17 protein-coding genes and 3 pseudogenes are annotated in these 19,481 nt (G+C 68.4%); 10 read left to right on the top strand and 10 right to left on the bottom strand.

All coding sequences use genetic code 11. The annotated features are described in order from the left end of the window. Window positions 1–35 precede the first annotated feature (35 nt). The 3 genes from OG718_RS01355 to OG718_RS01345 are packed head-to-tail and all read right to left on the bottom strand — an operon-like array spanning window position 36 to window position 1,644. Window positions 36–959: an ImmA/IrrE family metallo-endopeptidase gene (locus OG718_RS01355; protein WP_328842856.1), complete on the bottom strand. Its 924-nt coding sequence runs from the start codon at window positions 957–959 to the stop codon at window positions 36–38. Continuing rightward, window positions 956–1,369: a helix-turn-helix domain-containing protein gene (locus OG718_RS01350; protein ID WP_328842855.1), complete on the bottom strand. Its 414-nt coding sequence runs from the start codon at window positions 1,367–1,369 to the stop codon at window positions 956–958. The genes OG718_RS01355 and OG718_RS01350 overlap by 4 nt, the downstream gene beginning before the upstream one ends. Continuing rightward, window positions 1,366–1,644: an acyl carrier protein gene (locus OG718_RS01345; RefSeq protein WP_328842854.1), complete on the bottom strand. Its 279-nt coding sequence runs from the start codon at window positions 1,642–1,644 to the stop codon at window positions 1,366–1,368. The genes OG718_RS01350 and OG718_RS01345 overlap by 4 nt, the downstream gene beginning before the upstream one ends. Before the next feature lie 103 nt (window positions 1,645–1,747). Here OG718_RS01345 and OG718_RS01340 point away from each other — a divergent pair, with 103 nt between their 5' ends. Both OG718_RS01340 and OG718_RS01335 read left to right on the top strand, forming a co-directional pair. Beyond that, a complete protein-coding gene (locus OG718_RS01340) occupies window positions 1,748–2,638 on the top strand; it encodes a nucleoside triphosphate pyrophosphohydrolase family protein (RefSeq protein WP_328842853.1) in 891 nt (296 codons plus the stop codon). Window positions 2,639–2,980: 342 nt separating this feature from the next. Then, the gene (locus tag OG718_RS01335) at window positions 2,981–5,488 is read left to right on the top strand and encodes an NB-ARC domain-containing protein (RefSeq protein ID WP_328842852.1); all 2,508 of its coding nucleotides are present in this window, start codon (window positions 2,981–2,983) and stop codon (window positions 5,486–5,488) included. A 37-nt stretch (window positions 5,489–5,525) separates the two neighbouring features. Here the strand turns inward: OG718_RS01335 and OG718_RS01330 are convergent, their stop codons facing one another. After that, window positions 5,526–7,244: a hypothetical protein gene (locus OG718_RS01330; RefSeq protein WP_328842851.1), complete on the bottom strand. Its 1,719-nt coding sequence runs from the start codon at window positions 7,242–7,244 to the stop codon at window positions 5,526–5,528. Between the two features lie 457 nt (window positions 7,245–7,701). Between OG718_RS01330 and OG718_RS01325 the strand changes: the two genes are divergently transcribed. The 7 genes and pseudogenes from OG718_RS01325 to OG718_RS01295 all read left to right on the top strand — a co-directional run bounded on the left by OG718_RS01325 (window position 7,702) and on the right by OG718_RS01295 (window position 13,971). Then, window positions 7,702–8,274, top strand: a complete 573-nt coding sequence (locus tag OG718_RS01325; protein ID WP_328842850.1) for an IS607 family transposase — start codon at window positions 7,702–7,704, stop codon at window positions 8,272–8,274. Next, a complete protein-coding gene (locus tag OG718_RS01320) occupies window positions 8,271–9,365 on the top strand; it encodes an RNA-guided endonuclease TnpB family protein (protein ID WP_328842849.1) in 1,095 nt (364 codons plus the stop codon). Before OG718_RS01325 ends, OG718_RS01320 begins: the two co-directional genes overlap by 4 nt. Then, window positions 9,257–9,727 carry a zinc ribbon domain-containing protein gene (locus tag OG718_RS01315; RefSeq protein ID WP_328842848.1) on the top strand — a complete coding sequence of 157 codons (471 nt, stop codon included), beginning with the start codon at window positions 9,257–9,259 and terminating at the stop codon, window positions 9,725–9,727. Before OG718_RS01320 ends, OG718_RS01315 begins: the two co-directional genes overlap by 109 nt. 231 nt (window positions 9,728–9,958) lie before the next feature. Next, complete coding sequence (locus OG718_RS01310) at window positions 9,959–10,384, top strand: hypothetical protein (protein ID WP_328842847.1); 426 nt, start codon at window positions 9,959–9,961, stop codon at window positions 10,382–10,384. A gap of 437 nt (window positions 10,385–10,821) precedes the next feature. Then, window positions 10,822–12,066, top strand: a complete 1,245-nt coding sequence (locus OG718_RS01305; RefSeq protein ID WP_328842846.1) for a hypothetical protein — start codon at window positions 10,822–10,824, stop codon at window positions 12,064–12,066. A gap of 374 nt (window positions 12,067–12,440) precedes the next feature. Further along, window positions 12,441–12,935, top strand: a pseudogene (locus OG718_RS01300) (LysR substrate-binding domain-containing protein); the annotation flags it as partial. A 217-nt stretch (window positions 12,936–13,152) separates the two neighbouring features. Then, window positions 13,153–13,971 carry an IS5 family transposase gene (locus OG718_RS01295; protein WP_328842845.1) on the top strand — a complete coding sequence of 273 codons (819 nt, stop codon included), beginning with the start codon at window positions 13,153–13,155 and terminating at the stop codon, window positions 13,969–13,971. Between the two features lie 169 nt (window positions 13,972–14,140). On the opposite strand, the pseudogene OG718_RS54290 reads toward OG718_RS01295, so the two are convergent. The 4 genes and pseudogenes from OG718_RS54290 to OG718_RS01280 all read right to left on the bottom strand — a co-directional run. Further along, window positions 14,141–14,494: pseudogene (locus OG718_RS54290) on the bottom strand (cupin domain-containing protein); the annotation flags it as partial. Window positions 14,495–14,511: 17 nt separating this feature from the next. Then, complete coding sequence (locus tag OG718_RS01290; protein ID WP_328842844.1) at window positions 14,512–14,913, bottom strand: PPOX class F420-dependent oxidoreductase; 402 nt, start codon at window positions 14,911–14,913, stop codon at window positions 14,512–14,514. Between the two features lie 60 nt (window positions 14,914–14,973). Then, window positions 14,974–16,131 carry an epoxide hydrolase family protein gene (locus OG718_RS01285; protein WP_328842843.1) on the bottom strand — a complete coding sequence of 386 codons (1,158 nt, stop codon included), beginning with the start codon at window positions 16,129–16,131 and terminating at the stop codon, window positions 14,974–14,976. Between the two features lie 75 nt (window positions 16,132–16,206). Next, the gene (locus tag OG718_RS01280) at window positions 16,207–16,782 is read right to left on the bottom strand and encodes a helix-turn-helix transcriptional regulator (protein WP_328842842.1); all 576 of its coding nucleotides are present in this window, start codon (window positions 16,780–16,782) and stop codon (window positions 16,207–16,209) included. 241 nt (window positions 16,783–17,023) lie between these two features. Here OG718_RS01280 and OG718_RS01275 point away from each other — a divergent pair. After that, window positions 17,024–17,427: pseudogene (locus tag OG718_RS01275) on the top strand (helix-turn-helix domain-containing protein); the annotation flags it as partial. A gap of 134 nt (window positions 17,428–17,561) precedes the next feature. On the opposite strand, the gene OG718_RS01270 reads toward OG718_RS01275, so the two are convergent. Together OG718_RS01270 and OG718_RS01265 are read right to left on the bottom strand one after the other, a co-directional pair. Further along, on the bottom strand, window positions 17,562–18,236 hold the full coding sequence (locus OG718_RS01270) for a hypothetical protein (RefSeq protein ID WP_328842841.1): 675 nt from the start codon (window positions 18,234–18,236) through the stop codon (window positions 17,562–17,564). 151 nt (window positions 18,237–18,387) lie between these two features. Further along, entirely contained in the window at window positions 18,388–19,419 is a 1,032-nt protein-coding gene (locus OG718_RS01265) for a TniB family NTP-binding protein (protein WP_328842840.1), read from the bottom strand. Window positions 19,420–19,481 lie beyond the last annotated feature (62 nt).

Below are 19,481 nucleotides of genomic sequence, written 5' to 3'. Positions count from 1 at the left end.
GCAGGTCGGCGGGGTGCCGTGGGCGGATGGGGCGTTCAGTGCCAGAAGGCGTCGGAGCCGTCACGGCTGGGTGTGCGCTGCAGCGTCACCCGGAACAGCGGCGCGTCCGGGGCCGTGATCGTGGCGGTCATGGTGGTGTCGCCCTCGAGGTCCTCGTTCACCCACACGGCGCGGGGCCCTTCCGCAGCGTCCGGCAGTTCCAGGAAGGACATCTGGCTGCCGCTGCCGGGCGGGGTGCGGCTCAGGCCGGCCGGCAGGTTGTCGTAGAAGGCTGCGGGGATGCCCAGCAGCACGCAGTCACCGGCAGTGACCCGCAGGGTGGCGCCGTGTGCGGCGGGCAGCAGTACGTGGGCGTGGGCCTGCGTCCCGAGCGGCAGCCCGCCGGTCAGGTCCGCCTTCAGGGAGGCCGGGGAGTGTTTGAGCCACATTGCCTCGGTGGACCGGTCGATCAACTTCAGCCGTACAAGGTGGCGCACCGTCGTGGCGTACGGCGTGCCCAGCCAGCGGGCCATCCGGTAGGCGTCCAGAGGCGACCCGGGGCGTCTCAGGCCGCACCGCGACAGCGCGGCGCGGGCGGCCGACAGGGGCATCAGAAACCAGGAGGCAAAGGCCTCGGCCTCCCGCTCGTGCTGGGGCCACCCCTCGCCCCACCGCCCCGAGGACTGCTCCTCGTGATCGATGCTGGTGCCGTGACCCAGGCGGTGATGGCCCAGTTCGTGAGCGGCGGTGTGCCGCATGCTCACCTCTTCGAGCCCTGTGTTCACCAGGCACGCCGGCCCCCCGGCAAAGCGGTCCACATACAGGCCCAGCAGTGCGCCCAGCCTCCGTCCGACCACCTCCACGCCTGCCTGACGCAGCGCGCCGAAGACGTCGACGTACCCGTCGGCAGGAGGGCCCAGCTCCTTGTGGGCCTGCGCGGCCGCGATCATCGCGACGCCGTGGGCGCTGTTCCAGCTCACGCACCGCCCTCCCCGGCTCTCTGCGGGACGCCTGGCCCTTCCTCCTCGGCCTGCCGGCGGGACTGCAGGTACTCGATGAACTTCGCCACCTCGATCCGGTCACCCTCGTTCAACGGCCGTGCGGTGCGCGGAAGTCCGGCCAGCGCGTGCTCACCGGCATCGGCAGACTCCTCCTCATCCAGGAAGTACGAGGCCGGAAGCCGGTAGAGACGGGCAAGCTTCTGCAGCTCCATCACCTCCACCCTGCGCACTCCGCGCTCGATGTCGCTGACCGCCGAGCGCACGATGCCGGTCCGCTCGGCGACCTGCTGCTGCGACAGCCCCAGGTACTCACGGGTGGCCTTCAGCCGCTGGCCCAGCCGGGCCCGCTGGTCGGCATCCTCCGTGTGGGATGGTGTGTTGCCGTTCATCGTTGGTGCTCCTTCGCCTGCATGGTGTCGTACACAGTCTCAGCGAACGCCCACACCGAACGCAGAGAGCGCCCGGCCTCGGCGTCGGCGGGGACGGAAATGCCGAAGTGTTCCTCGACGCGCGCCAGTATCTCCATGACCAGCACCGAGTCGACCGGTAAGTCCTGTCCGCGGGCGGCCAGTTCCTCGTACACCTCCTCGAGAGGTCTGTCCTGGTACTCGGCCAGAAACTCGATCACGATGTCCACGATCTCCTGGACGCTCTGTAACGGCATGCTCTGCTGTCGCTCCTTTCACTCAACTCCCGGACAGGCGGCCCGGCGTGACCTACTGTAGAGCGATGTCGGAATATCCGACAGCCTTGTTGGAAGATCCTTCATGGGAGTATGCGTGCACCTCGCCCGCTATCAGCAAGCAGCCCTCAAGACCCTCCAGCCCGCCTCCGACGGGACCGACCCGGTCCTCATGCCGCTGCTCGGCCTCGTCGGCGAGACCGGATCCGTGGCCAGCGCCTACAAGAAGCGCCTGCGCGACGGCGCCGACGCAGGCCCCTCCAAACAGCAGCTACGCGAGGAACTCGGTGACGTCCTGTGGTACACCGCCGCCCTCGCACACTTGCTCGGCCTGGACCTGGAGGACATCGCCGCCGCCAGCCTGGAGAAGACCAAGGACCGCTGGCGTGCCACCCCCGACGACCAGCGCCCCCGCTTCGACGCCGACTACCCGCCCCATGAACAACTGCCCCGCCGTACCACCGTCACCTTCACCCCCACCCTCCAGCCCGACGGCCGCACCGTCATCGTCCTCACCCGCGAGGACGGCAGCCCGGCCGGGGACCCCCTGACCAGCGCCAGCCACATCGAGGACGACTACCGCTTCCACGACGCCTTCCACCTTGCCCACGCCGCCGTCCTGGGCTGGTCACCCGTCAGCCGTTTCCTCCTCGGCTGCAAACGCCGCAGCCGCCCCGGCATCGACGAAGCCGAAGACGGCGGCCGCGCCATCGCCATCGAGGAAGGCATCAGCGCGCTCATATTCGCCTACGCCAGCCGCCACCACTACTTCGAGGACCTCCGCCACGTCGACCACGAACTGCTCATCACCGTCGACCACATGACCGCCCACCTTGAAGTGAGCGTGCTGCGCGCCGCTGACTGGGAGAAAGCCATCATGACCGGGTACACCGCCTGGCGGCAGCTACGCAAACACGGCGGCGGCCATCTCCGACTCGACCTGGACGCCCAGTCCTTGACCTTCATAGAGCCCTGACCACCCGCCGGCCTCGGGATGCTGTGGCCCCCGCATCGTCCGGGCGAGCCTGCGCCGCGTCCGGGGCAGAGCCTGCCCCCCGTTGCCGGCCGTGCCGCCACGCACCGCCCGCACGGCCCTCGGCGCCGACCCGCACCCTCGACCTGCGACGGTGCGCCACTCGTGAGCGTCGGCGGCGAGCGCAAGCAGCAGGAAACGAGGTCGAGCAAACGTGTGAGGGCACGCGTCCGGGCGGGAAACGGGTACGAGGCGCGCCGCGAGCCGGACTGTCCAAGATTCCAAGATCTCTCTACGGTTGGTGTCCGATGCCCTGAGGGGCACGCGATATGTGAAGGGGGCTGTGTGGAAGCCGAGTTGGCGGCGCTTGCGGCGTCCGGGGCGACGACGCTGGTCGGCCTGATGGTTTCGGAGTCGTGGGAGCGGGCGAAGAGCGGCCTGGCCCGGTTCTTCGGACGACGGACCGCGGGCGAGGCCTTCGAGGAAGAGCTCCAGGCGGCCAGCGATGAGTTGGACAGTGCCCGGGCGGCAGGTGACGAAGGTGCCCTGGCAGAGGTCCATGCCCGGTGGCGGCAGCGGCTGGAAACAATATTCCGGGAGGATCCCGGCGCCGCGGAGGAACTGGGACGGCTGTTGTCCGAGCTGGCGCCGGACGCGTCGCGCACCTTCGTCAGCCTGGTCGCCGGAGGGGTGAACTACGGCCCCGCCTTCCAGGGGTCGCACATTCACGGTGGCATCACCTTCCACGTCCAGTCGCCGCCGTCGTCTGCGGCCGGCCTGACGTCCAGGCCGGATCAAGTACCGCCCGTGACCATTCCGTTCAGTAACCGGACGGTCGAACTTGCTGCTCTGGACGGCGTGCTCGGTGCGAGAGCGGGCGGTGCCAGATCCGTCGATGTGGGGGTGCTGGACGGACTTCCTGGGGTCGGCAAGACAACCACGGCCTGGCAGTGGGCGGACAGGGCGCGAGGGCGCTTCCCGGACGGGCAGCTGTACGTGGATTTCGCGGCCCTGCGCGATCAGTCCGCACCGGCGGCCGCCGGTGCGGACGTCTCCGAAGCCCTGGCGATGTGCCTGAGGTCGCTGGTGGGAAGCGATGACGGCATTCCGAGTTCGCTCGCGGAGCGCACCAACCTGTTCCGGTCGCGCTCGGCCGGCCTGCGTATCCTGCTCGTCCTTGACGACGTGAGCCAGCCCGCCCAGGTGCGTGCGCTGATCCCCAAGGGCCCGGGCAGCGCGGTACTGGTCACCAGTCAGGCCAGGCTCGGCGAACTGTCCCTGGACGGAGCCCGGTTGATCTCCCTCAAGCCACTGGACGCCCACGGCGGGCTGGCGTTGCTGAAGGACCGGTGCGGGCAGGAGGCGGTCGAGGCCGAACAGGAGGCGGCGCAACGCCTGGTGGAGCTGTGCAGCGGCCTGCCGGTGGCCCTGCAGATCGTGGCGGCGCGTCTGGTCACCGATGACGCTCTGAGCATGACGGCACTGGCTGGGGAACTCGACGACGAGGCCGGCAGGCTGGCCGGGATGGCACTGCAAGGAGAGGAGTACTCGGTGTCCGCTGTTCTGGGTCCCTCCTACCGACTGCTGCCGCCCCCCACCGCCCGGCTCTACCGCCTCCTCGGATGGCTGCCGGTCGGCACGTTCGACGCCGGGGTGGCCGCAGTCGCCGCAGACATCGACACGCCCAGCACCAAACGCCTGCTGGGCGCCCTGGCCAAAGCGAGCCTCGTGGAGACCATGGGCGATGGCAGGTACCGCATGCACGATCTGGTGCGCCTGCACGCCCGGGAGCGCGCGACGGAGGAAGAACCGCAGACCGAGCAGGCGGCGCTCGTCGAGCGGGTAGGCACGCACTACCTCGTCCTCGCCGCGCTCGCCGACCGGGCCCTGCGCAGGGACCGGCTGCGGATCGCCCAGCTGTCCGCCCTGCTGCGAGATACCCCCACCCCCTTCGCGGCCGACAGCGGCCCGCCTCCACTGGAATGGCTGGACACCGAACGCCCCGCCATCCTGGCGGTACTGCGCACGGCCGCCCGGCACGGGCTGCACACCCTGGTCTGGCAACTGGCCGAGGCGTTCACGGCCCTGTTCCTGTACCGCCGCTACCTCGCGGCCTGGAAGGAATCGCTGGAACTGGGCGCCGAGGCGGCTGCCGCAGCAGCGGCGTCGGCAAACACGGTGGGCGAGATCGCGCAGGCCATGGCGGCCGAAGCACGGCTGCGCAGCCTGCTCTCACGCCCCTTGCTGGACCTCGGCGAGAACGACCGGGCACGAGCGGAACTCGAGACGGCCGTCGCCCGCGCCGAGGCATCGGGCCACCTCGTCCTGCGTGCCTCCGTACAGGAATTCCTCGGACGGTACCGGGACCGCTTCGATCCATCCCGCGCCGCCGAGGCGTACCAGCACTCCCTTGAACTCAACACGCGCGCCGGGGAATCCCGCGGAGCGGCCATCGCCGCCTACTTCCTCGGGTGTGCCCAGGACGCCCAAGGCGAACACACGGAAGCCATGATCACGCTGCGCCGGGCGCAGCGCGGCCTGGCGGACGGTGAGGAGCCTGATCTGCGGATGGCGGCCCGGGTGACCGCCGCCATCGGAGTCGTACACGACCACCTCGACGACCCCGAGGAAGCGATCCGCACACTGCGCGGCGCGGCCCGGGCTCTGCGGGAGCAGCAGGCGACCCACTACGAGGCACAGGCCCTGGTGCAACTCGCCGACATCGCGCAGCGGACAGGAGACCGCGAGGACCTGGTACGCACCTGCCTGAGCCGGGCCGTTGAGATCCATGACGCGGCCGGCAGCCGCTTGGCGGAGAGTCTGCGGCGGCGGCTGGAGGACCTTGAGCGCTGACGACTGCTGCCTCGGCCGGGCACCGGCTCCCGGGCCGCTACCTGACCGGCGGGGCGGGACGAAGACGCAGGACCACATCCTCGTCCCGCCTGCCACCGATCCGCAGGAGCACCCGGGTGTCGTTGAGGGGATGTCCCGCGCGCAGACAGGCGTAGACGACCGCGGCGGACAGGCCCGGGTCCATTGCCGGGCCCGTAGCCGTCGCCTCGACGACCCGGCCGTCTCGGAGCCCGACCAGGCAGCCGCTGCCGCGCACGGCCGAAGCCGCCAGGAGGCTTCCAGGCAACTGCGCGAGTGTGTCCTGGATCCATCGCAGTGCCCCGACCACCGTGGACGCACAGTGGCGTTGGACGAGTACCGAGGCGCTCTCGGCCAGTCGGCGGTCGCGCTCGTCGTCCGCACACGCCAGATAGGCAAAGGACGCGGGCGCGTCCGCGCGCGCCTCGCCGTACGCGGAGACGGCCGCCGGAAAGCGGCACACGGCCACCGTCAGGTCGCCGCCGTCCTCGGTGACGCTGGTCGTCACCTGCCACGAGGTGACCGACGAGGCAGGCGGATCCGGAACCGGCAACACCAGGGCAGACGGCGGTGCGGAGGACGGCTCCGGGAGCTTCAGCAGACCGTAGAGGGCGGTGCGAAGCCGGGCGAGGGCATGTCCCGGTTCAGCGAAGGCATGCTCCGCGACTGCGGCGTACCGCTGGAGTGTGTGCCCGCGTACGACATCCTCCACCTGCTGGAGCAGGCCCGCGCGCGGATCGAGCAGGGGCGCGGCAGCAGCCATCCTGTGGACGGCCGTCCCAGGCACCGCGTCGCCGCCGAACGAAGCAAGCAGCAGCGGTATACCGGCGGACGCACCGTACAGCGTCACCGAGCCGTGGTCACCGACAAGCACGTCCGCCGCGACGAGCGCGGGCCGCCAGGCATGGACCGCCGGCATCAGCAACAGCCCCGCCTCCAGGGAAGCGGCCAGCAGAGTATGGATCTGCCACGCCCCGTGAGCCGACCACACATTGGGGTGGATGACCGCACCGACCCGGTACTCGTCGCAGGGAAGCTGCGCGAGCAGACGCGGAAGAAGGTCCGAAAGACTGCCCAGGAGCGAGGTGGGCCCCCAGGTGGAACTCACCATGACCAGACGCTGATGCTCCGCGACCCCCAGCGCCTCCCGGTATGCCTTCCTGCGCGGCCGACTGCCGACAAGCTCGTCGAAGCAGGGATCACCGACCAGCAGGGTGCGCCCGGCGGCCTTCGGGTGCGTGGCGAGCAGCTGTTCCTCCTGCGCCGGGTGCGAGACCGCCAGCCACACCCGTCCCGTCTCCAGCAGGGAGTCCGGTACGACCCCGGAGACCCTGTCGCCCGAACTCCGTGAATCCGGCACGAACTTCTGGAAACCCACCCCGTGCGGCAGCACCAGAACCGGGCAGTCGCCCTCCGGCACCTCGATGTTCTCGCTGGCGGAGAGGATGAGGTCAGGGGTGATGTGCCCCAACTGCTCCCAGGGCATGACCCGACACCCGGCACCGTTGAGAAGGTCGACGACACCGGCGTTGAAGGCGGACGTCGGGTCGTAGGCGAAGACGACCCTCACACGACCGTCGCCACGCAGAAGAGCCGGCAGCGATTCGAGAACGCGCACGGTCGAGGTGACCGTACGGGCGGCGACGACCAGGGTTCGCTCGCCGTGGAAGGTGCTCCACCGATGGGCATCGCGCCCTACCGGCACACGGAGAGGCTGACTACCGAACACGGCAGCCATCCCTAATAACAACACAGCCTCCTGCGCCGGTCAGCGGCTCGCGGCTCGCGGCTCGCGGCTCGCGGCTCGCGGCTCGCGGCTCGCGGCTCGCGGCTCGCGGCTCGCGGCTCGCGGCTCGCGGCTCGCGGCTCGCGGCTCGCGGCTCGCGGCTCGCGGCTCGCGGCTCGCGGCGATGGTGCGCTTATCGCATCTCAAGCGGATTGGCAATCTCTTCTAGCAGTGTTGCGGCGGGTGGGCAGCAGGATGACCCGTACACGGTAACGAACTATGTCGATCGCACGGTACGTGCCGGTTGGCAAGACCAGGCGCATGCAGAGGTTGACGCGCAGTCATCGCCAGGCAGACGTTCCATTGCTGCCCGCCGCTGCGATGCCCGAACAGGATGGGTGAGAGCTGCTGCAGATTTTCTAGTCATTCATAGTCATCTCTGGTCGTGTGTCTTGCGTACTTTGGTCTCGTGAAGCTTGCGGAGTGGGCCCGTGAGCAGGGGGTGAGTTACCAGACCGCCTGGCGGTGGGTGAAGGACGGGAAGATGCCCGTCCCGGTCCGCCAGGCGCCGTCCGGGACGTGGCTGGTCGACCAGGTCGCCGTCCAGCCGTCCGGGCGGGTGGTGGCGTACTGCCGCGTGTCGTCCCCTGACCAGAAGGCCGACCTTGAGCGGCAGGCCGCCCGGGTCGTGTCCGGTGCGAACGGGCTGGGCCTGGCTGTCGCCGAGGTCGTCGCCGAGGTCGGCTCCGGGTTGAACGGCCGGCGCCGCAAGCTGCACCGGGTGCTGTCCGACCCGCAGGCGGCGGTGATCGTGGTCGAGCACCGTGACCGGCTGGCCCGGTGCGGTGTCGAGCACCTCGAAGCCGTGCTGTCGGCGTCCGGGCGGCGCCTGGTCGTTCTCGAGCCGACCGAGACGGCTGACGACCTGGTGCGGGACATCACCGAGGTGCTCACGTCGATGTGCGCGCGCCTGTACGGGCGGCGGGCGGCGAAGAACCGCGTCGCCCGCGCGGTGGCCGTGGCGACCGGCGAGGACCAGTGAAGAAGTTCCAGCCTCAGCCCGGGTTCGTGGTGCAGGCGTTCCGGTTCGCCCTGGACCCGAACGCCGCCCAGGAGAGCGCGCTGCGTTCGCACTGCGGTGCCGCGCGTGCCGCCTACAACTGGGCTGTCGGCTGGGTCGAGGCGTCGTGGTGGCAGCGCAAGGCCGAGGAGACGTACGGCGTTTTCGAGGCGGAGCTGACCGAGTGGCGGCCGTGGTCGCTGCCGTCGCTGCGGAAGGCGTTCAACGCCGCCAAGCACACCGATGCGAGGTTCGCCGCCTGGTGGGAGGAGAACTCCAAGGAGGCGTACTCCACCGGGCTGGCCAACGCCGCTGCCGCGTTCGACAACTACAGCAAGTCCAAGCGCGGGCAGCGCAAGGGCAAGCGGGTAGGTGCGCCCCGGTTCAAGTCGAAGCGCAAGACGCGCCTTGCCTGCCGGTTCACCACCGGCACGATCCGTGTCGAGTCCGGCGGCCGGCACGTAACGCTGCCCCGACTAGGCACGATCCGCACCCACGAGCCCACCGTCAAACTCCTGGCCCGCGTCAAGGACGGGACGGCCCGCATCCTGTCCGCGACCGTCCGCCACGAGCGGGGACGCTGGTTCGTCTCCTTCCAAGCGGAGGTCAAGCGCGACCTCGAACGCGTGGCGCGCCCGGACACAGCGGTCGGTATCGACCTCGGCGTGAAGACCCTCGCGGTGACGGCCGACAGCACGGGCGAGATCCGAACCGTCGCGAATCCCGGGCACTACGACGCCGCGCGCAAGCAGTTGCGCCGCGCCTCCCGGACCGTGTCCCGCCGTCAGGGCCCGGACCGGCGCACCGGACGCAAGCCGTCGAAGCAGCGGGAGAAAGCCAACGCTGCACGCAACCGCGTGCACCACCGGGTGGCGAACCTCCGCGAAGACGCCCTGCACAACTCACCACGAGCGTTGCCGCCGAGTACGGCACCGTCGTGGTCGAGGACCTCAACGCCGCCGGGATGCTCCGCAACCGGCGGCTGGCCCGCCGGATTACCGACGCCGGATTCGGGGAGATCCGCCGCCAGCTCGACTACAAGACCCGCCAGCGCCACGCCACCCGCCTCGTAGTCGCCGACCGTTGGTACCCCTCCTCCAAGACCTGTTCCGGGTGCGGCGCGGTGAAAGCCAAGCTGCCGCTGCACATCCGGACCTACGCATGCGACGCCTGCGGCCTGGTCATCGACCGGGACGACAACGCCGCGCTCAACCTCGCCGCTCTCGCGGCGGCATGCTCGACCGGTACCGCAGTGGCCGGAGACCGGGGCACCCCCAAGCGGGTGTCGAAGCCTCGCGGAGCCGACCGTAAGACCCGCGCCACCTGCCCCCGTCGTATGACGGAGGCGGGGCGGGCAGGTGGCGCAACCCTGCCGCAGCAGCGGCAGACAGAAACTAGAGACCGTACTCAAACCGAAGCCCTCACGCTCTGGTGACGAGGCGGACCTTCCGGGCAGAAATGCCCGGAATACTGAGACCTGACTACGGTCTGGGCAACGGGTAACGGAACGCTGTCCCTGTGGCGCCCGAATGCTCGACAATCACACGAAGCAGCGATGATATGGGCACATCCACTGCTCTTCATCACGCTCCGTCGTTGACAGCACGTGGAGAGATGCCCGTCGGCCGTACGGGTCGGCGATCTCCCGGGCAGCAAGGGGCCTGTCATGGGGCGGACGAAGAACCGGAAGAACAAGGCGCGCCTCTGGCGCCAACGGCAGCACCTCAACGCGGCCGTGCCGGTACCGACGGCGATCAGCTGGACCCCGCTGAAGCAGACCTGCGGCTGCGTCGTCGACTGGGGATGGTCGCGCGACACCGCCAATCTCTTGGCGTTCCGCGACTGGTACATCAGTCAGCTCGGCACACCGTGTACCTGGCACACCAGCCCGGAGGAAGGTGCTGGCGGCGGTGGCCTGCCCGATGTGCTGATGATGTGTACTGAGCCTCAAGTCCTGCTGCATGCCCGCAGGGCCACAGGCGATTGGTGCCGAACTCGCGGCCCGCCGGGCAGCCGTCCTGGACAAATCACAGCAGGACACCATGCTGCTCGACGACGACCCGGCGGGATTCCGCAGCTGGCTGATCGCTGAGACACCCGACCCGGCCCAGGCCTGGCTCGAGCACGAGCTGACCGGACATTGTTCTCAACCAGGGCTGCTCCGCCCTGCCGCGGGATCTGCTTGAACACTTCCCTGAACGGCTGCTTGCCCCGCTGGCCGGCCCTCAGCCGGAGAGCGCGCTGCAACGTGTGCTTCTTTTCCGCTGCCCGCGGGCGGGTTGCTGTGTGCGGACATGACTGGTCGTGCCATCCCGGAAAAGTCGCGGACGGCGAGCGGTGCTCGCACTGCGCCTGCCCGTCCATGCAGCACGTCTGAACCCTCCCGCTCCCGAGTAAGGAACGCCTACCGTGAACAGCGCTGCAGAACTCTGCCCGCTCCCGGCACCGCCCAGTACCTCCACCCACTTCTCCGTCTGGGATCTCGTCGAGGAATGCTCTCGTACCCCGGCTCACCGATGCTGCGATTCTGTGGCCTATCACTCCGTCATCCTGGGAACCTCGGTCGCCCGCACCGGCGTCCTGGCCTTCGCTAACCTGGTGGTAGCCCCTTATGTGCAGCTTGAGCGGCGCAACCTTGCGGTCGAGGCCGCCAGCTTGGACGGCGTCGTGATCAGCGACGGCAGGCGGCGCTTCCAGCTCCTGCCGAAATTCTGGGCAGGCGCACACCGGCTCTGCGACCAGCCCTGGTGTCCCGAGAAGCCCGCCTGCTACCGGACGCTGTGCGAGGCGCACACGACGGAGGGTGGTAGCGAGACCGTCCGCGAGCAGACCAGTCTGTTCGCCGAGCGTTACCGCCAAGAGCGGGACTGGATGATCCACGTCCAACACGACCTCATGAGGGAGCTCATGGAGGTCGCGGTCGCGGTGGGTCTGCCCGCCGCCGAGCACGCCCAGTACTTCGCTGAGCGACTCCACCTCGCCGACGCCGACCAAACCGATGACTGGGACTATGAAGAGCGCGAGCCGGCGATCAACGAAGACCAGGAACGTCTCCTGCACTCCGTGATCCCCCGGCAGAACACCGTGCCGATCAGTGAGCAGCGGGGCGTTCCCCGGCAGATCGGCCCTCTCGACCCACTGCAACTGCCCGGCTCCCCACGGGATTTGAGGCTGGAGTTCTCCTATAAGCCGGAACGCTTGGCGCCCTGCAGCCAGGACACCGTCCAGTGGTGGAGCGTGAGCGTGAACCACCGGCCATCGGATTCCGACCCTGAGCCTCCTCTGGGCCACATCGGCCGGCTGGCACTGGCGCGGCTGAGCTGGGGGCAAGAGGAATACACATTGGGTAGCGTGCGCGGCGAGCAGTACAGCTTCGGCCGCCTGGCATCGACCGTCTTCGATGCCTGGCAGGACCCGGACAACAAGATCCATCAACTCGGCCTGGAAGCCCACGGCGACCTGCTGGTCCTCCTCGATGTCCAACTGGACCAGGCTTGGAAGGGATTCGGCCTCGGCGCCTTCCTGGCCGTAGAGGCCCTGGACTTCCTTGGTGCGGGCTGCCGTCTGGCCGCTGCGGACATCGATGATGAGGACTCACCCCAGGGCCGCCTGGTGCGGGCGGCGGGATTCCATCTGCTCGACGGCGGCCTGGCTATCCGCAACTGCGTGGGCTCGCGCAACGACGGGCATCGGCGTCAACTGGCTCTGCAACACGACCAGGTGGCCCGGTTCGCGGAGCCGGAGCGCGGCGTCCACGCCGAACCCCCTTTCTGAACAGGGGAATTCTCCACGCTGGCGGTCTTGCTGGTGCGTGGGCCTTGGTGGTTGGGGCAGGATGCGCGCGCATCCTGCCCCAACCACCAAGACACCCCGTCGTGACTGCTGTCTGTCAGGGTGACTGCAGGGGCGACGCATGCGTCGCCCCTGGTTTGGGGGTGATCCGTACGCAGCCGCACCGATCAGGATCCAGCGGGGCCAGGTCGGACGGTGTCGCCGGGCCATTGCCGCAGGTGACCGTGTAGTGCTCGGTGAGGACCTGCAGCAGTGTTTCGGCGTCGCGGACGCCGTCCTTGAGCGTTTTCCAACCTCAGGTTGACGCGTGGTGAAGGACGAGGACGGCCTTCACCATGTCGGTGATCCGGACAGATGTAGAGGTTCGCATCCGCGAGACCGACCTGGCCGATCCGACCTGCGGACTGCGCGCCGGACTGGTCGACGTCGCTCTGACCCGTGGGCCGTTCGACGAGACAGGTCCGACAGTGCACGAGCTGCGCGTCGACCCAGTCGGCGCGATGCTGCGCGACGATGATCCACTGGCCCGCCGCGACCGCCTGAAGGTGGCCGACCTGGCAGACAGGGGCTGGTTCCAGTTCCCGGACGGCACGGATCCGATCTGGCATTCGTACTGGAACGGCGGGGAGCCGCGCGAGGGTCCGGTGGTACGCGCTGTCCAGGAGTGCCTGCAGGCCGCGCTCTGGAACGGAACAGTCGGCATTGCCCCGTTCGGGCACGACCTGCCCAGGGAGCTGGCTGTGGTGCCGCTGATCGACATTGCGCCGAGCCGTGTGGTAGCGGCGTGGAATGAGGGTGACCCGAATCCGCTGGTCCGGTCGTTCGCTCAGATCGCCACAGTCGCTTACCGGGCTGAGCGTTCCGTGGCCGGCGAAGGCATGGCATGTCCGCGTGCGTACCGTGAGTGGGGGCGACAGCGCTCGGCGGGTACATCAACACCGACTCGTCGTCCTGCACCGTAAACCACACGTCCCGGGCCTAGGCCGGCGCTCTAAGGGGTCCTTGCAGAATGATCCTCTTGTGGCACGGTGGAGGTGCATGTGATTCCGTGTTTTGTGGGGTGCGACCATGGCGCGGCGGAAGCCGTGGGAGGTCAGTGACGAGTTGTGGGCGGTGATCGAGCCGCTGTTGCCGAAGCATGAGCGGCGGTTCCGGCATCCGGGGCGCAAGCGGATCGATGACCGCAAGACGCTGCAGGGTGTGCTGTTCGTTCTCTACACCGGTATCCAGTGGGAGTACCTGCCGCAGGAGTTGGGGTTCGGTTCCGGTCCTACCTGTTGGCGGCGGCTGGCCGAGTGGCAGGAGGCGGGGGTGTGGGAGGAACTTCAGCGGGTGCTGCTGGACCGGCTTCGGGCGGCGGACCGCCTGGACTTCGACCGTGTCACCGTCGATGCCTCGCATGTGCAGGCCAAGCGGGGGCGAAGCAGCCCAAAAGTCGGCCCGAGTCCGGTTGACCGTGCACGGCCGGGCTCGAAGCACCACGTGCTGACCGAGGCGCACGGCATCCCGCTGCGGGTGTCGCTGACCGGCGGTCATCGCAACGACGTCACCCAGCTCCTGCCCCTGGTCGACAGCCTTGGGCCAGTGAGGGGCAAGCGGGGCCGGCCCCGGCGCAAGCCCCGCACGTTATACGCCGACCGCGGCTACGACCACGACAGCTACCGTCGCCGTCTGCGTGAGCGCGGCATCACGCCGAAGATCGCCAGGCGCGGTGAGCCGCACGGTTCGGGCCTGGGCCGCGTCCGGCGGGTCGCCGAGTCCGCTATCGCCTGGCTCCACGGACCCCGCCGCCTACGGACCCGCTGGGAAACCCGAGACGACATGCACGACGCCTTCCTCCAGCTCGCCCACTGCATGACCCTCGCCCGCAAGAACCCGGCTTTCTGAAAGCACCCCTAAATGGACGAGTCAGGCGCCCGGGCAGGGTCGTCCCAGGGGGCTGGGGGCCTGGAGGTACGCAATTGCCTCCATAGCGGTACGGCGCTCGTTCCCGGTGGGGCATCGAGACCTGGGGGGCGGGCTGGCCGTTGGTGATGATGTTCTGCTCGAATCCGGCCGGGGTGAGCATGTTGTAGACACGGCCGACTTCGGATTCGACGCGGAAGCCGTGGCGGACCTTGGGCGGCAGGTAGATGTAGCTGCCGGGTCCGGCCGGGATCTCCTCGTCTCCGATGGTGAACACGAAATCACCTTCGAGGATGAAGAACGCCTCTTCCTCCTTGTCGTGGACGTGCGGTGGGGCGACGAGTCCTTGGGGACACAGTTCCTCGAACGTGCAGGACCGGCCGTCGGTCTGGCTGCCGTCGGCGAGCACTCTCCAGTACGTGCCGACGTTCCAGTAGGCCGGGGACTGGTCCGGCGCCCAGACATAGGGGCGGGCGGTGCCGGCGCTGTGGGGGAAGCTGGTCATGACGGTCCCTTTGGTCTTTAGTGCATGGGGGAATGGATGACGGAGTCGACGGTGATGGTCAGCAGGAGCCGGGTCTGGCCCGGGCCGCCGTACGAGGCGTAGGGGTGGCCTGTGTACTTCTGGGCGAGTTGTTCGATGCTCTCGGCGGCGCCGTCGGTCGTGGTGCTGGTGACGCGTCCCCGTACGGAGAAGTAGCGGGAGGTGTCATCCGGGTCGGCGATGCTGACGGCCACACGGGGGTCGCGTTGAACGTTTTTGGTTTTGCGGTAGCCCTCGACGGTGTTGATGAGGATGTGTTCACCATCGGTGTCGACCCAGGTCTGGGTGAGCTGGGGCGAGCCATCCGGCATGGTGGTGGCGATGAAGCAGGGGCTGGGCCGGTTCAGCAGTTTGAGGAGTTCGCCGGGCAGGGGTGTCATGAGGTATCGCCCTTCCTGGGGGGAAGCTGTCGGTAGGAGGTGCCGATGCCGGCGGTGCGCTCAGCGCAAGGAACGGAAGGTGGTCCGGACTTCGTCAACGAAGAGTGCCGGTTGTTCCAGGGCCGCGAAGTGCCCGCCCACCTCAAGCTCGTTGAAGTGGACGACGTTGCTGTAGCGGCGTTCCACCCAGCGCTGGGACTTCCGGACGTGCTCCTGCGGGAACATGCTGAATCCGGTAGGCAGTGTGATCGGTGCGGCGGCGTTGGGCGCGGAGGGCCGTGCCGACCGTGCCATTTCCCAGTAGGTCCGCGCAGAGGACGTCCCGGTGTTGGGAAGCCAATAGAGCATGATGTCGTCGAGCAGCTCGTCCAGGGTGAAAGATGCTTCCGCGTCCCCCGGCGTGCCGCAGGTGTCCTGGAACATCGCGTAGATCCAGGCAGCCAGGCCGATGGGGGACTCCGCGAGGGAGTAGCCAATGGTCTGAGGGCGGGTTGCCTGCTCCTTGGCGTAGCCCGAGAGGTTCTCCCAGAAGTAGGCGGCGCTGTCGAGCATTGCCTGCTCATGCTCGGTGGCGTCCCGGATCTCGTCGGGCGTTGGCGGGAACATGGCGAAGTTGAGGTGCAGCCCGACGCATCCGTCGGGGGCCTTGCGGCCGATCTCGTCGGTGACCGCGCATCCGAGGTCGCCGCCCTGGGCGCCCCATCGCCGGTAGCCGAGCCGGTCCATCAGCGTGATCCAGGCATCGGCGACCCGGGGGAATCCCCAGCCGGGTTCCGTAGGCCGGTCGGAGAACCCGAATCCCGGCAGCGACGGCACCACGAGATGGAAGGCGTCCCGCGGGTCACCGCCGTGGGCCACGGGATCGGTCAGTGGGCCGATGACCTTGTGGAAATCGAGGACGGAGCTGGGCCATCCGTGGGTCATGACCAGCGGGAGGGCGTCCGGCTCAGGCGAGCGCACATGGAGGAAGTGAATGCCCAGATCATCGATGATGGTGCGTGACTGGCCGAAGCAGTTGAGGGTCTTCTCGCACCGCCGCCAGTCGTAGGTGTTGAGCCAGTAGTCGTGCAGCGCGCGGAGCTTCGCCAGCTGGGGTCCCTGGCTGGTGTCCGGAACGGTCTCTGGATCGGGCCACCGGGTGCGGGAGAGCCGCTCACGCAGGTCGGTCAGCTGTTCCTCCGGTACGGACAGGGTGAAGGGTTCGATGAGTTCGGACATGGGGCGTGATCCTTACCGGGCGATACCGCGCCGACTGCGACGCGGGTGGATTCAAGGGAGGCGGAATCCGGTGATTCAGAGGGTGTCGGGCTGACGGGTCCGTTCATCGGTGACAATCTCGGGCACCGCGTCCAGGACCTCCTGGAGCCAGGCGATCTCGGCGCGCAGCCTGTGCGCACTGTGACTGACCGCTAGTGCCTCGCTCACCGTCAGGTAGCCGCCGTCGATGGCGTTGGCGTTCAGCGTCTCGGTGTCCGAGAGCATGGAGGCGAGTTCATCCAGCCGGGATGCGATCACCGGGTGGAGCTCGTCCAGCTTCTCCGGGTCCAGGCGGGTGAGGGCCAGGTCGAACGGGTCCGGCTTCATCCAGATGTGGCGCAGACTCTCGGACTGGAGTTCCTTGAGACGCAGCCGCCCTTCACCGGTGATGCCGTACACCTGACGCTCGGGCAGATTGCCCTCCTTCTCGGTCCTGAGCTCTTCGAGCAAGCCCTCAGCCAGCAGGCGCTTGATCGCCTGGTACAGGCTGCCCACGGACACGTCCGTCCACAGGTGCAGATGTTCCCGCTCGGCCTGGAGGCGCACCCTGTGCCCGTGCATCTCGCCGTTCCTCGCGAACGTGTCGAGGATGAACAACCTGATCGATGACATGCGACTACTCTTGCATGAGTACTCATCCATAGGCAACCGGTCGATGTGCTGAACATCGGCTCCGGGAGCGACCGCGTCGAGGTCACGAACGGGATTCATCGCCGAGCTCACCGCCGTGACTGAACAGTGAGCGATTTCCAGCATCCCGATGCTGACCGCAAGTTGGACGCCCTGCGCAACGACAAAGCTCCTGGTAGACGGGTTCTCGACCAAGATCACCCGTGCCTGCCAGGAGCTTCGCATGCTTGTCTACTCATCCTCGATCGATCTGTCCAGCCGAACCCTGCGGTTCCTTACCGGTCAACTGGCCGCGCGGCGGGCGAAGATCGGTACACGGTGGCGACGTCTGGCCGTCGGCCGCCAGGCTCTGCTCGCCCTCGCGCACCTGCGGTGCGGTGATACCTACGCCCAGCTCGCTGCCGGATTCGACATCGGGATCGCCACGGTCTGCCGCTATATACGCGAAGCTGTCGAGGCCCTGGCCGCCCTCGCGCCTTCACTCGCCGAGGCGATGCGGACGATACGCGAGAAGGCGTTCGTGATCCGGGACGGCACTCTGCTGCCGATCGACTGGGGGCACCTCCCGGCCGAAGGCTGGGGGAGATCGCTGCGGACTCCCCGTACTACTCCGGGAAACACAAGCGGGACGCGGCGCCGTCCGGACTAGGACCTACCGGGCCGCAGCCCTCTCTACGGATCCGTGCCGATGGGTGTCTACGCCAATTGCCTGTGCGGTACTGCGGTCCGTGAGCAGATAGCCGGTGACTGGCCCGGAGTGCTCAGTGCTCCTTGAGGAGTGGGGCCCGGCGCAGGAAGTCGGTGCGCAGTCCGGCGATGACCCTGTCCGCCTGCTGCGGGGTGGGCGGGGTGACCGGGGTGCGCGGCCAGGGAACCGAAGACCACTCGCGTTGTGCAGCTGCAAGCCGCCCGGCCGGAACGGTCATGGTAGTCGGCAGGTTGCGCCTTACCTGGACGGCGGCGAGCTGGAACGCAGGAGCCAGCCGGTGAAGTTGCAATGGATCGAAGATCAGCAGATGAGGAGCGGCTGCGTAGGGCGTAGCCGCGACGATCCCGACGTGTCCCGCGTAGTCCATGAAGAACAGGCGATTGTGCCTGTTGCCCAGCACCTGCTGCAGTTTCTGCTGCCATGGCTGGGAAAGAAGCCACTTCTCCTTGGCTCTCGTCAGTTCGGTGGTGTCGTCACTGGCGGCCCCGGCACGGAAGGCGGGCAGAAGATCCCAGTATTCCTCTTCCGCCGCGCGGGCAGCCTCCTGCAATTTCGACACGAACGAATCGGCCATCTCGCCGGGCACGGTGAGGATCTTGGGAGATTTCGTGAAGGGACCGGTCCTGATAACGAGGACGCCGGGTGAGGTTCCGATCTCGGTTACGTTCGCCACCGCGATGGCGGGTACCAGGCGGGGATGGGCAGCATTGGCTTTGCGTTTGGCCACGGGGAGGAAGCTCTTTCAAGGATGGGGCGGCAGGACCGCCGTCGGCGAAGAGGGCACCTTGCAGCAGGCGCCTGTCGGCGCCTGTTCGCTGCTGGCAGCGGCTCGTCGGTGACATGGAGTGCAACGAGCGGATGATCTGAGGAGATGCGTGTCAGATCTGCAGAATCGGATCGTCATCGAAGCGTCCCACCAGCTGGTTGTCGAGGAGTTCCTTGGTGATGGCTTCGGTGCCGGTCTCGATGGCTTCCTGGGCTGCCTGGCAGATCAGGTAGGACAGCGGCTTCATGTAGCCGCCGGTGCGTTCGTGCAGATGCGCGGCGAGTTTGAGTAGGTCGCCGGGGCTGTGCCCGTGCAGGCGCAGGTCCTGGTCGAAGAACTTGATGACCTCGTGCCAGATGTCGTAGGTGTCGGGGCTGTAGGGGATGGGGTTGACCGCGAGGGCAGGGATTCCGCCTGCGCCGCCTGCAGGTGCCTCGGCCCGTTTGCCGCGGCGGGCGGCGTTGACGATGTCGCGGGCGCCGGGACCGCAGTAGACGAAGGAGATGCTGAACTCGCTGGCGAGGTAGCCGAAGTAGTCGAAGGCCGTCTTCAGTTCGGAGTTCTCCAGCCGGTCGATGCCGTCGACGAGGACCAGACGGGTGCCGCGGGTCTTCATGACGTGGCAGACGGGGCCGGTCATGTCGGTGCTGCGCTGGCCGCTTTCGGGATCCTTGGTGTGCTGGTGGCCGACGAAGTCGGCGAAGGGGATGGACCAGTCCAGCTTGCTGGTGGGGGACAGCGGCACGTTGATGTGGATGACCGGGATCCGGGTGCGGTCGGCGGGCAGCTGGTCGCCGACGATGCCCTCGAAGGCGCGGCCGATCTGCCGCAGCACGGTCGTCATGCCAGTCTCGCCGGGGCCGTCGATGGCCAGGTGCAGGGGGCCTTCGCTGCGGGGACTGCTGGCCAGCCACAGCCGCCTGGCGAGGACAATCGCCTTCTTCAGGGCGGGAGTCTGCACGGTCCGCATCGTGGCGTGGTAGCGCAGCCGCCCGTCACCCGGGCCGACGGGCGTACCGGCGGGCGGGCAGCCCGCCAGGTCGGGCGGGACGATGACACGGTTGACGTAGGCCTGCCAGCCGGGACGGACGGTGGGCCTGGGAGGCCGGTCGCCATCACCGGCACTGGGGGGAGACACGGTCACCTCGGCACCTTCTCTGGTCTCAGGAGCCGCCGGGCGGGCTCTGCCCGCCCGGCGGGAAAGGG

Source organism: Streptomyces sp. NBC_00258 (genome assembly GCF_036182465.1).
In the GTDB taxonomy this organism is placed as follows: domain Bacteria; phylum Actinomycetota; class Actinomycetes; order Streptomycetales; family Streptomycetaceae; genus Streptomyces.
The sequence above is the reverse complement of the archived record's forward strand: the minus strand, read 5'-3'. Positions and strand labels throughout refer to the sequence as shown.